This is a genomic window from Marilutibacter spongiae (genome assembly GCF_014145325.1).
GTDB lineage: Bacteria > Pseudomonadota > Gammaproteobacteria > Xanthomonadales > Xanthomonadaceae > Marilutibacter > Marilutibacter spongiae.
In genome coordinates, this window is the sequence record NZ_JACHTF010000016.1 from 37,877 (window position 1) to 49,800 (window position 11,924).

8 protein-coding genes are annotated in these 11,924 nt (G+C 71.4%); 1 reads left to right on the forward strand and 7 read right to left on the reverse strand.

Annotation, left to right across the window (positions count from 1 at the left end):
- Positions 1–151: 151 nt before the first annotated feature.
- From H4F98_RS13510 to H4F98_RS13535, 6 genes are all read right to left on the reverse strand, one after another.
- Positions 152–1,858, reverse strand: a complete 1,707-nt coding sequence (locus H4F98_RS13510; protein WP_182688360.1) for a sensor domain-containing diguanylate cyclase — start codon at positions 1,856–1,858, stop codon at positions 152–154.
- 79 nt (positions 1,859–1,937) lie between these two features.
- A complete protein-coding gene (locus tag H4F98_RS13515; RefSeq protein WP_220479224.1) occupies positions 1,938–3,407 on the reverse strand; it encodes an efflux transporter outer membrane subunit in 1,470 nt (489 codons plus the stop codon).
- Positions 3,400–6,573: an efflux RND transporter permease subunit gene (locus H4F98_RS13520; RefSeq protein WP_182688361.1), complete on the reverse strand. Its 3,174-nt coding sequence runs from the start codon at positions 6,571–6,573 to the stop codon at positions 3,400–3,402. The genes H4F98_RS13515 and H4F98_RS13520 overlap by 8 nt, the downstream gene beginning before the upstream one ends.
- A 246-nt stretch (positions 6,574–6,819) precedes the next feature.
- A complete protein-coding gene (locus H4F98_RS13525) occupies positions 6,820–8,088 on the reverse strand; it encodes an efflux RND transporter periplasmic adaptor subunit (RefSeq protein ID WP_182688362.1) in 1,269 nt (422 codons plus the stop codon).
- Complete coding sequence (locus H4F98_RS13530) at positions 8,085–9,134, reverse strand: SDR family NAD(P)-dependent oxidoreductase (protein ID WP_182688363.1); 1,050 nt, start codon at positions 9,132–9,134, stop codon at positions 8,085–8,087. The genes H4F98_RS13525 and H4F98_RS13530 overlap by 4 nt, the downstream gene beginning before the upstream one ends.
- Complete coding sequence (locus H4F98_RS13535) at positions 9,131–9,388, reverse strand: DUF2798 domain-containing protein (protein ID WP_182688364.1); 258 nt, start codon at positions 9,386–9,388, stop codon at positions 9,131–9,133. Before H4F98_RS13535 ends, H4F98_RS13530 begins: the two co-directional genes overlap by 4 nt.
- Positions 9,389–9,511: 123 nt before the next feature.
- On the opposite strand from H4F98_RS13535, the gene H4F98_RS13540 reads away from it, so the two are divergent.
- Entirely contained in the window at positions 9,512–10,564 is a 1,053-nt protein-coding gene (locus tag H4F98_RS13540; RefSeq protein WP_182688365.1) for a LysR family transcriptional regulator, read from the forward strand.
- 10 nt (positions 10,565–10,574) lie between these two features.
- On the opposite strand, the gene H4F98_RS13545 is transcribed toward H4F98_RS13540, so the two are convergent.
- The gene (locus H4F98_RS13545) at positions 10,575–11,864 is read right to left on the reverse strand and encodes an OprO/OprP family phosphate-selective porin (RefSeq protein WP_182688366.1); all 1,290 of its coding nucleotides are present in this window, start codon (positions 11,862–11,864) and stop codon (positions 10,575–10,577) included.
- Between the last annotated feature and the right edge of the window lie 60 nt (positions 11,865–11,924).

Genomic DNA, 11,924 nt, shown 5'->3' on the forward strand with positions numbered 1-11,924 from the left:
CGGCAATGGGATTTCAGTCGTTGTCGTCGCACACGTTCGGCGGTGTGCTGCGGCGAACCTACGCCCCCCGGCGCGGTGCCGCAATGACGCGCGACACCTTCGCCCGCCGTCGTTCAGCGGCGGTTCCGGCGTCCGCGCCCGTGCAAACGTGTCATTCCGCGTTGGCGGCAGCGGCGCGGCGTCGGCGCGCACGCACCGTGGAAGTGTCCGCGGCAAGGCCCACGCTGCTGTGCCCGGCGATGCGCGCGCTCTGCATGGCCGCTTCCGCGCGCGCCAGGAAGGCGTCCACGCTTTCGCCGCGCTCCGACATGGCCAGGCCGATGCTGATGCTGACGGCCACGTCGACGCCGTCGACCGAGAAGGCCCGTCGCTGGAAGCCTTCGACCAGGCGGTGCGCCAGCTGCTCGCAGTCGTCGCGGTGGCATTCGCTGACGACCGCGAACATGTCCGACTCCATGCGCGCGACCGTGTCGTCGGGCCGGACCAGGCCGCGGATGCGCGCCAGCACCTGCTGCATGACGGTATCGCCCACCAGGTAACCGTGCTTCTGGTTGACCTCGGAAAAATCGTCCAGGTCGATCAGCAGCACGCCGTAGTCGCTGGCGCCGAGGTGGCCGATCTGGCCCCAGGCGGCCAGCATCTCGGTGATCGCATTGCGGTTCAGGGCGCCGGTCAGCGGATCGCGCTCGATCGACTGGCGCGCCAGCAGGGCGACGCGGTGGCGATTGGCCGCATGCTGGCTGAGCGCGAGGGCGAGCACCGCGGACTGGAGCACCGCCGCCAGCGGCAGCAGGCGCTGGGCCCAGGGCAGGTCGACCAGGCCGAACTGGTGGCAGACCAGCATCAGCACCACCGCCAGCAGCGGCGTCCAGCCGATCAGGAAGTAGCCCGCCAGCGCGGCCCCCTTGTGCCAGGCCTGGACCGCGATCACCACCGCGAAGGGCAGGACCAGCAGCAACAGGCCGTTGGAGGCCAGGTAGTACCAGCCATACACGTGCTCGCGTCCGAACAGCAGGATCGCGAGCAGGACGAAGTGCAGCCAGACGCCCACGTGCAGCACCTTCGCGCGTCGCGGCATAAGCCGGTCCAGCTCCAGGAAACGGATCGTGAAGATGAGCTGCAGGGCCACCGCCAGGGTCGCCAGTGCGTAGCGGCCCAGTGCGCCGCTGGCGTCGAGCAGGGCCAGCACGCGGATCTCGCTCGCGTCGCCCGACAACAGCATGGCGTAGGCCGCGATGGCGACCAGATAGGCCGCGTAACTCATGTAGAGCAGGTCGCGGAACGCCACCCACAGCCCGACCATGAAGATCGCCATCAGCATCAGCGTGGTGAACACCGCGCTGGAGACCCGCGCCTGCTGGCGCTCGGCGAGGATCACCCGGTCCACGTCCATCAGGGCCAGGGTGAGCGGTTGGCTGGAGGTGCCGTTGACGCGCAGGTAGGCCACGCTGGCCGGCGGCCAGCCCTCGGGTAGGGGCAGGTGCCAACCGCGGCGTAGCAGATGGCTCTCGGCGCCCTCGCCCTGCTCGACCAGCACCGGGGCGGCGCCCGGCGGATAGAAGGTGACCGGCCCCAGGCTGCGCGGGCCGTCCAGCACCAGCGCCAGCGGGCGGTCGGCGGCGATCGGGATGTCGGTCGTCAGGCGCAGCCAGTAGCCGGCCTGGCGCCGCTGCAACGGCAGCCGGACCGCCTCGCCCGGGGCGGTGGCGACCAGGCGCCGTTGCACGGGCGCCACCGCGGGCGGCGTTCGCAACTCCTGCTCGGTATGCAGCAGCTCGACCTTGAGCGCCTGCGCGCCGGCCATCGCCGGCCACGCGCATCCGACCAGGGCCAGCAGCAGGGCCAGCGCGATCCGCATCCAGAATGCCTCCTTCCGAAGGCCCAGAGTCTAGGCGCTGGCGGGCCGCGACGGTAGGGCGGCCCGCACCGGATGGCGCTCAGCGACCGGCGACGGTTTCCCGTGCCGGCAGGCGCGAGGGCCAGCCCCCGGCCAGGGCGCGATAGACGCCCACCGCCCCGCCGACGCTACGGGTGCGTACGTCGGCCAGCGCGTCCTCGGCCTGCAGCCGGCTGCGTTCGGCGTCGAGCACTTCGAACAGGTCGGCCGCCCCCGCGTCGAAGCGCACGCGCGCCAGTTCCGCGGCGCGGGCGCTGTCGGCGGCCGCCTGCGTGAGATGGGCGTCCTCGTCGCGGGCGCGGGCATAGCGCACGAGCGCGTTCTCGGTATCTTCCAGCGCGCGCAGCACGGTCTGCTGGTAACGCGCCAGCTCGCCTTCGGCGTCGGCGTCGGCCGCGGCGATGCGGGCACGCACGCGGCCGATGTCGAGGAAGGACCAGTCGATGCCGAGGGCGACCAGGCGCGTCTCGCTCGCGCGTTCGAACAGGGCGCTGCTGTCGATCGCCTGGCTGCCGATCAGGCCGCCCAGGGTGAAGCGCGGGAACAGGTCGGCGGTCGCCACGCCAATGCGCGCCGTGGCCGCGTGCAGGCGCTGCTCGGCCGCGCGCACGTCGGGTCGGCGCCGCACCAGTTCGCCGGGCGTGCCTGGATCGAAGCGCGCCGGCAGTGCCGGCAGCGGACGCGGCTCGGACAGGACATCGCGCAGTGCCGCCGGCGCCTGCCCCGTGAGCACGGCCAGGCGATGCATCTGCACCGCTTCGGCGGCCTCCAGCGCGGGTACGCGGGCGAGCGTGCTCTCGAGCTGGGCGCGGGTGCGCGAGGTGTCGAACTCGGTGCCCCGCCCGGCCTCCAGGCGGGCGTCGACCAGGCGCAGGGTCTCGCGCTGGTTGTCGGCGTTGTCACGGGCCACGGCCAGGCGGGCCTGCAGGCCGCGCAGGTCGACGTAGCCGCCGACGACCTCGCCGATGATGGCGACCTGCAAGGCCTCCAGGTCGGCCGCGCTCGCGGCGGCATCGGCGCCCTGCGACTCGACGCTGCGACGCACGCGGCCGAACAGGTCCAGCTCCCAGCTGGCGACGGCGCTGGCCTCGTAGGACTCGGCGTCGCGGGCGTCGCGCGGCACGCCAGGCAGCTGGTCGGCGCTGCTGCGGCCGTCGCTGGCGGTGGCGCTGGCGGTGACCGTGGGGAACCGGTCGAAGCGGGCGCCCCGCAGCAGGGCATTCGCGCGGTCGTAGCGCGAGAGGGCGATGCGCAGGTCGTGGTTGGCGAGCAGCGCCTCGTCGACCAGGCGGCTGAGCACCGGGTCGTCGAAGGCCTCCCAGAACGGCGCGTTGGCGTCGGGCGTGGCCTGCAGCGCGGCGGGCGCGCCTTCGGCGGCATCGAAGCGCGCCGGCAGCGGCATGTCCGGGCGGACATGGTCCGGCCCCACGGCGCAGGCCGCCAGGGCCAGGGCCAGCGCGGCCGGCATCAGCGCGCGGGCGCGGGAGGCGAAGGGTATCGGGTCATGCATGGTAGCTCTCCATGTCGGAGGGGCCGTGCGCCGGGGCCGCCGCGGCGCGACGCGACACCAGCTTGCGCAGGGCCACGTAGAACACCGGCGTCAGGAACAGGCCGAACAGGGTCACGCCGAGCATGCCGGCGAACACGGTGATGCCGGTGGCCGAGCGCACTTCCGCGCCCGCGCCATGCGACAGCACCAGCGGCACGGTGCCGGCGATGAAGGCGATCGAGGTCATCACGATCGGGCGCAGGCGCAGGCGGCAGGCTTCAAGCGCGGCCTCCACGATGCCCTTGCCCTGCATTTCCAGCTCGCGCGCGAACTCGACGATCAGGATCGCGTTCTTGCAGGCCAGGCCCATCAGCACCACCAGGCCGACCTGGACGAACACGTTGTTGTCGCCACCGGTGAGCTTCACGCCCAGCAGGGCCGAGAGCATGCACATCGGCACGATCAGGATCACCGCCAGCGGCAGGGTCCAGCTTTCGTACAGCGCGGCCAGCACCAGGAAGGCCAGCAGGATGGCCAGCGGGAACACCACCAGCGCCGCGTTGCCCTGGGTCGCCTGCTGGTAGCTCAGGTCGGTCCATTCGATGCTCATGCCGTTGGGCAGGACCTGCGCGGCGAGCTGCTCCAGCGTGCCCATGGCCTGGGCGGAGGAGAGCATGCGCGGGTCGGCCTCGCCTGCGAGGTCGGCGGCGGGATAGCCGTTGTAGCGCAGTACCGGGTCGGGACCGAAGGTCTGCTTGACGCTGACCATCGAGCCGATCGGCACCATCTCGCCGCGGTCGTTGCGGGTGCGCAGGTTGGCGATGTCCTCGACGCTGTCGCGGAACGAGCCGTCGGCCTGGGCGATGACCTGCCAGGTGCGGCCGAACTGGTTGAAGTCGTTGACGTAGGCCGAGCCCAGGTAGGTCTGCAGGGTGTCGAACAGTTCGGTCATCGACACGCCCTGCGCCTTGGCCTTGACCCGGTCGACCTCGGCGTCGAGCTGCGGCACGTTGGCCTGGTAGCTGGTGATCGGGAAGCCCATGCCCGGGGTCTGCGAGATCGCCCCCTGGAAGCCGTTGACGGCGTTCTGCAGGGCGCCGTATCCCAGGTTGGCGCGGTCCTCGATGAACAGCTGGTAGCCCGAACCGTTGCCCAGGCCGAGGATCGGCGGCGGCATGAACGAGAAGGTGAAGCCTTCCTGCAGCCCGCCGATCTTCTGGTTGATCTCGGCGTTGATCTCCTCGGCGGTGCGGCTGCGCTTGCTGAAGGGCTCGAGCGGGAAGAAGGCCACGCCGCTGTTGGGGGTATTGGTGAACTGCAGCGGGTTCAGGCCCGGGAAGGCGATCGAGTGCGAGACGCCCTCGGTCTCCATGGCGATGTCGCTGACCTTCTGCAACAGCGCGTCGGTGCGCGCGATCGACGCGCCCTCGGGCAGCTTCACGCCGGCGATCAGGTACAGCTTGTCCTGGATCGGGATGAAGCCCGCCGGCACCGCGTGGAACATGAAGCCGGTCGCCGCCAGCAGCACGGCGTAGACGGCGAACACCGCGCCGCGCTTGCCGAGCGTCCTCGACACCGTGCGCTGGTACGTGTCCGAGCTGGTGTTGAAGAAGCGGTTGAAGGCGGCGAACAGGCGCCCGAAAAGGCGGTCGATCAGGCGCGAGGCGCCGTCCTTCTTCGCACCGTGCGGCTTGAGCAGGCGCGCGGCCAGGGCCGGCGAAAGGGTCAGCGAGTTGATCGCCGAGATCACCGTGGAGATCGCAATGGTGACCGCGAACTGCTTGTAGAACTGGCCGGTGACGCCCGACAAGAAGGCCATCGGCACGAACACCGCGCACAGCACCAGGGCGATCGCGATGATCGGGCCGGACACTTCCTTCATGGCCAGGTGGGCCGCATGCAGCGGCGCGGCGCCCTCCTCGATGTGGCGCTCGACGTTCTCGACCACGACGATCGCGTCGTCGACCACGATGCCGATCGCCAGCACCAGGCCGAACAGGCTCAGGGTGTTGATCGAGAAGCCCAACAGGTACAGCGCGGCGAAGGTGCCGACCACCGACACGGGCACCGCGATCAGCGGGATGATCGAGGCGCGCCAGGTCTGCAGGAACAGGATCACCACCAGCACCACCAGGACGACGGCCTCGAGCAGGGTGGTCACCACGGCCTTGATCGAGTCGCGCACGAAGATGGTGGTGTCGTAGACGGCCTCGTACTTCACGCCCTCCGGGAAGCGCTGTGCGACCTCGTCCATGCTCGCGATGACCTGCTCCTGGATGTCCAGCGCGTTCGCGCCGGGCGCCTGGAAGATGCCGATGCCGACCGCGTTCTTGCCGTCCAGCTGCGAGCGCAGGGTGTAGTCGCTGGCGCCCAGCTCCAGGCGGGCGACGTCGGACAGGCGCACGATCTCGCCGTCGTCGCCGGCCTTGAGCACGATGTCGCCGAACTCCTGCTCGGTGCGCAGGCGGCCCTGGGCGTTGATCAGGGTCAGGAAGTCGCTGCTGGGCATCGGCTCGGCGCCGATCTGGCCGGCCGACACCTGCACGTTCTGCTCGCGCATCGCGCGGACGACGTCGCTGGCGGTCAGGTCGCGCGCGGCGATCTTGTCCGGGTCCAGCCACGCGCGCATGGCGTAGTCGCCACCACCGAACACCTGGGCGTCGCCGACGCCGGGGATGCGCGCGAGCGCGTCCTTCACGTGCAGGCGGGCGTAGTTGCGCAGGTACAGGGTGTCGTACTTGCCGTCGGGCGAGGTCAGGTGCACGACCATCAGGAAGGTCGGCGACTGCTTCTGGGTGGTCACGCCCTGGCGCCGCACGTCCTCGGGCAGGCGCGCGAGCGCCTGGCTGACGCGGTTCTGCACGCGCACCGCGGCGTCGTCGGCGTCGGTGCCGGGGCGGAAGGTGACGGTGATGACGAGCACGCCGTCGGAGCCGGCGACGGACTTGATGTACATCATGTCCTCCACGCCGTTGATCGCTTCCTCCAGCGGCGTGGCCACGGTCTCGGCGATCACCTTGGGGTTGGCGCCGGGATAGACCGTGCGCACCACCACCGAGGGCGGCACCACTTCCGGGTATTCGCTGACCGGCAGGATCGGGATCGCGATCAGGCCGGCGGCGAAGATCACGATCGACAGCACGGCGGCGAAGATCGGCCGGTCGATGAAGAATTTCGAGAAGTCCATGCGGGGTTCCTTGTTGCGCTGGGCTGCAACGGTTCTGTCGCCGGCCCACGCGCGGGGCGTGGACCGGTTTCGGGTGCGTCCCCCGCCGCGACTGGCGCGGCCTGGGGGTCGGGAGCTGTCGGCTTCCGCGCGGATGCGCGGGGGTGGAGCCACGGACCTGCCGGCCCTTCCGCACCGGGGGGAGGGATGCGCGGAAGGGCCGGCGCCGCTATGCCGCGGAGGGCGACGCGCCGGACGAGGACGGCGTCATCGGCTCCCTCCCGCGGGCCCAGGGGAATCGGTGCCGGCGGCGGCGACCTGCGGCGAGGGCGGCGGCGCGCCCATCTCCACCGGCACCGGGGCGACCGGCATGCCCGGGAAGAACACCTTCTGCACGCCGTGCACGATCACGCGGTCGTCCGCCTCCAGGCCGGACACGACCTCGCGCAGGCCGTTGACCTCGCGGCCGAGCACGATGTCCTTGCGCGTGGCGGTGCTGCCCTCGCCGAGCACGTAGACGTACTTGCGGTCCTGGTCGGTGAGGACCGCCTTGCCGTCGACCAGCAGGGCCGGGTGGGCCTGGCTGCCCTGCAGGCGGACGCGGGCGAACTGGCCCGGGGTGAGGCGGCCGTCGGCGTTGGGCACGACGGCGCGGACCCGCAGGGTGCCGGTGTCGCTGTCGACCTGGTTGTCGACGAAGTCCACGCGCCCGGCGTGCGGGTAGCCGTCCTCGTTGGCCAGGCCGACCTCGACCGCATTGCCCTGCACGTCGGCGGCGGCGCTGTCGCCCGCCGCGACGGCCGCGGCCGCGTAGCCCTGCCAGGTCTGCTCGTCGGCCTCGAAGTAGACGTGCACCGGATCCATCGACACCAGGGTGGTCAGCACGGTGCTGTCGGCCTGGGCCAGGTTGCCGGTGGTGACCATGGCGCGACCGGCGCGACCTGAGATCGGCGCGCGCACCTCGGCGAACTGCAGGTCGAGGCGGGCGCGGTCGAGGGCGGCGTCGGCGGCGCGCACCGCGGCCTCGGCCTGCGAGCGGCTGGCGCGGCGGCTCTCGAACTCCTCGCGCGAGATCGCCTTGGCATCGACCAGCGACTGCGCCCGCGCGTGCTGGGTGCGGGCCAGTTCGGCCTCGCTGCGCGCACGCGCCAGGTCGGCCTGGGCCTGCTCGAGTTCGGCTCGGTAGCGGCGCGGGTCGATCACGAACAGCAGGTCGCCCTTCTTGACGACCTGCCCCTCCTTGAAGGCGACGCGTTCGACGTAGCCGCTGACACGTGGCCGCAGTTCGACGGTCTCGACCGCGCGCACGCGGCCGGTGAAGTCGTCCCAGGGCTGCACGTCGCGACTGACGACGGGAGCGACGCTGACTTCCGGCGGCGGCGGCGCGCCGCCGGGGCTGGCTTCGCTGCCGCAGCCGGCCAGGACCACGGCGACGGCCAGGCCGAGGGTGAGCACCGGCAAGGGCAGGCCGCGGCCGGACTGGCTCTCGCGCCGGTGCGGGCGATGATGGAGGGCGTTGTGGGGAAGGCGGTTCATGACGGGAGATCCTTGTCCGGGGAGGAGGGGGAGGCGCAGGTCGGCAACAGTCCTCGCAACAGCCTGCGCGCCGCCTGCTGACAACCCTCTGTCAGCAGGCGGGACGCACGGGCGTCGGGGTCCGTCGTCGGAGTGGACGGGGCGGGGGCGCCGGGCGTGACGCTCCCGTTGGCGGGCCGTGACTGGAAGGACGTTCCAGGCGGCCCCGGTTCGACACCGGCGTCCATGCGGGACGTCGCGTCGGCACCGGTCGCCACGGGGGCGTCACCGGCGGGCGGGGTGGACTCTACGACCTCAAGCGAACTCGAGGTCAAGCCCTCGGGCGGCAATGCCGCGGCGAGGGCGGGTTCGGCGAACTGCACCACCGCCGGCAGGGGACTGGAACGGCAATCGCGATCGATCAGGGCCAGGGCCCGCTGGCCGACGGCGCGTGCACTGGGCCAGTCGGGGTGCTGGCTGGCCTGACGCGGGTCGATGCAGACGGGACGCGACACGCTGAGCAGGTGCACGCGCACGTCCTGGCGGCGCGCCTCGTCGTGCAGCACCCGGGCCATCATCCGCAGCGCCGCGGCGCCGACCGAGCGGTGGCCATAGCCGGCCCAGGGCCGCTCGTCGCCGGGGCCGCCGATGAGCACGTAGGTACGGTTGTGGCCGCGCTCCGACAGCAGCGGCAGCAACTGCCGAGCGGCCGCGAGATGTGGCAGCAGGTCCTCGTCCAGGCGCCGGCGCAGGGCCTCGGCGGGCTGGTCGAGCAGGCGTCCAGGCCCGGCATGGCCGCACAGGCAGGCGACCATGCCGCCGAGCGGCCGGTCCAGCGCGCGCAGGCGTTCGGCCAGCGCCGCGCCCTCGCGATCGTCGGCCACCGCGCCGGCGACCACCGTCAGCAGGCCACGCGGCGCCCGGGCCTGCAGCTCGGCAAGCGCATCGGCCTGGCGGGCGACCGCGATGACGCCGCGGCGGCGCGCCAGCACGGCCTGCACCACGCCGCGGCCGATGCCGCCGTCGGCGCCCAGGACGAGCACGGGGGCGAGCGTTGTCCCGGTCACGGGATTTTACCTCCCGCATACGGGACATTGTCCCGGGAGCGGGCCAAGTCGACGAGGGCCCCGAGGCTGGGCAGCAGCAGCAGCAGGGCCGGCAGGCCGAGCACGAACGCGAGCACCCACGCCACCATCCAGGCTTCCGCACGACCGGCCATGAGGCCTTCGTGGACCACGGACACGGCCACGCCACCCAGCAACAGCAGGGCAATCAGCATGGTCGGCAGGTACACGCGGCGGAGCAGGCGAGGCGGCAGCATGGGGGGCTCCCGTGGAAACTGGTGGCCAGACTACGCCGCCGGGCGGTACTTGATTAGTCGGCAAATCAGGGAATAATTGTTCCGCAATCGGTCCAATACCCCTCTCCCCTCCAGGAACCCCCCATGGCCCGCGATCTCAACGACACCCTGATCTTCGTCAAGGTGGTGGAAGCCGGAAGCTTCATCGGCGCCGCCCGCACCCTGCGCCTGCCCAAGACCTCGGTCAGCCGCAAGGTGCAGGAACTGGAAACCCGCCTGGGCGCGCAACTGCTCCACCGCACGACCCGCAAGCTCGGCCTGACCGAGGCGGGCAAGGTCTATTACGAGCACTGCCAGCGCATCGCGCGCGAACTGGACGAGGCCGAGAGCGCGGTCGGCCAGCTGCAGGCCGGCCCGCGCGGCTGGCTGCGGGTGACCGCGCCCTACTCGCTGGGCATCGACCGGATCTCGCCCCTGCTGGGCGAGTTCCACGCGCGCCATCCCGAGGTCCGGGTCGAGATGGTGCTCAGCAACGACACCCTCGACCTGGTCGACAAGGAGATCGACGTGGCCCTGCGCCTGGGCTCGCTCCCCGACTCCAACCTGGTCGCCCGGCGCCTGGGCGTGCTGCGCACGCAGATCTACGCCAGCCCCCACTACATCGAGCGACATGGCGAGCCGCTGCATCCGGACGAGCTGCAGCACCATCGCACCCTGGCGATGAGCAAGAACCGACGCAACGGACAGTTCAGCTGGACCCTGGACGGCGGCGACGGGCCGGTCGACTACCGCATCGACCCGGTGATGGTCGCCAACGACCCGGCGGCGCTGAGCGGCGCGATGCTGTGCGGCGAGGCGATGCTGCTGACCATCGCCGCCAAGGTCCGGCCGTATGTCGAGAAGGGCTACCTCAAGCGCGTGCTCGATGGCTGGAACGGGCCGGAGTACGAATTCAACGCGGTGTTCCCGCGCGGGCACGTGCAGTCGCCCAAGGTGCGTGCGTTCGTCGATTTCCTGGTCGAACGCGTCAACATGGACGTCGACTACATGGAGCACATGTGCCCGGACGTGCGCCGTACCTGCCAGCAGGGGGCGGCCGCGCACGATGCGGTCATCCGCGCCGAACTCGACAAGGCCTCGGCGGCGGCGAGCACGCGCAAGGCGCTTGGCAAGGTACGCGAGAAGACCGCGGCCTGAGCGCGCCCGCTCAGTAGACCCACTGCAAGCGGGTCTGGATGGCGTCGGTGCTGCCGGACTGGCCCGGCCCGTCGAGGTCGGTGCGCGTCCATTGCACGCCCAGCTTGATCCGGCGCGAGGCCCACCAGTTCGCGCCCACGGTGGCGATGCGGAACGCGCCGCCGTCGATGCCGGCGTCGGACAGGTCGGCGGCGCCCACGCGGCCGACCAGCTCCAGCGCACCCCAGTGGCCCTCGGGCATGACCCGGCGTGCGTAGCCGACCTTGCGGTCGTAGGGCCGGGTCTCGCCGGTCAGCACCCAGGATCCGGTGAGGTGCCAGCCGTGGAAGCGCGGGTCGCCATGCAGCGGCGCGTCGACGTGGTTGACCGCCCATTCGCCCAGCAGCGACACCGGCCCATGGTTCCAGAGCGCCTCCAGGCCGACGATCCTCGCGCTGTCGGCCTCGAAATCGCCGGTGTTGGCGTAGTTGGGCAGGACGTTGGACGCCGGCCGGCCGCGGAAATTCAGCACCCCGTCGTTGTCCTCGACATGGCGGACGCTGGCCCCCAGGTGCAGGTAGCGGCGGCCGTCGTCATGCCACCAGGCCAGGCCGGTGAGGCGCGCGGCCAGCTGGTTGCCGCGCTCGTCGAGGCCGACGTCGCCGGGCTGCGTCCAGGCATCGTTGTAGGCACCCAGCTCGAACGTGCCGCGCTCGCCGCCCCATGAGCGCAGCCAGTTGATGCCGACCGACCGCGACTGGAAGAACGGACTCAACACGCGCTCCTGGTGGGGCAGGTTGGCCGAGTCGCCGACCATCTCGTAGATCGCGGCTTCCTTGACCTTGCCGACCATCAGGGCGCCGGCACGGCCCAGGTCGTACTTGAGCTGGATGTCGGTCCAGGCCCAGTTCGGGTCGCCGGGGTTCTTGTTGAAGCCCTTGTACTCGAAGCTCAGCAGGTAGGTGAGCTTGCCCGAATGGCCGATGCGGCCGCGATTGGTGAAGCGGATCGCCCGCCACTCGTCTTCATGGCCCTGCACCCCGACCTCGGCCTCGGTGTCGGCGTCCTGGTCGATCGCGTTCCAGTCGTACAGCAGTACCACGCCAGGGGTCCAGGTGAAGGCGCCCTCGTCGTCCTGGATGTCTTCAAGCAGGCGGTTGGATATCTCGGGGATCGCGTAGTCGTTGAAGCCGGGCAGGGCGGATTCATCGACCTGGTCGGGGATGTCGCTTTCGGGCGACTGCGCGGGCGCCGGCGCGGCGACGGCCAGGAGCAGGACCAGCAGGCCCGGGGGCAAGAAGCGCATCGGGTGCCACGGCATGGCGTCCGTCCTGCATGGCGCGCCAGGGAGGTCGGCCAAGCATGGACCCGTGGCCCGGCT

Coding starts and splice junctions, on each gene's coding strand:
- H4F98_RS13520 (WP_182688361.1), bottom strand. CDS start 6,573: ATGGACTTCTCGAAATTCTTCATCGACCGGCCGATCTTCGCCGCCGTG.
- H4F98_RS13545 (WP_182688366.1), bottom strand. CDS start 11,864: ATGCCGTGGCACCCGATGCGCTTCTTGCCCCCGGGCCTGCTGGTCCTG.
- H4F98_RS13510 (WP_182688360.1), bottom strand. CDS start 1,858: ATGCGGATCGCGCTGGCCCTGCTGCTGGCCCTGGTCGGATGCGCGTGG.
- H4F98_RS13525 (WP_182688362.1), bottom strand. CDS start 8,088: ATGAACCGCCTTCCCCACAACGCCCTCCATCATCGCCCGCACCGGCGC.
- H4F98_RS13540 (WP_182688365.1), top strand. CDS start 9,512: ATGGCCCGCGATCTCAACGACACCCTGATCTTCGTCAAGGTGGTGGAA.
- H4F98_RS13535 (WP_182688364.1), bottom strand. CDS start 9,388: ATGCTGCCGCCTCGCCTGCTCCGCCGCGTGTACCTGCCGACCATGCTG.
- H4F98_RS13515 (WP_220479224.1), bottom strand. CDS start 3,407: ATGCATGACCCGATACCCTTCGCCTCCCGCGCCCGCGCGCTGATGCCG.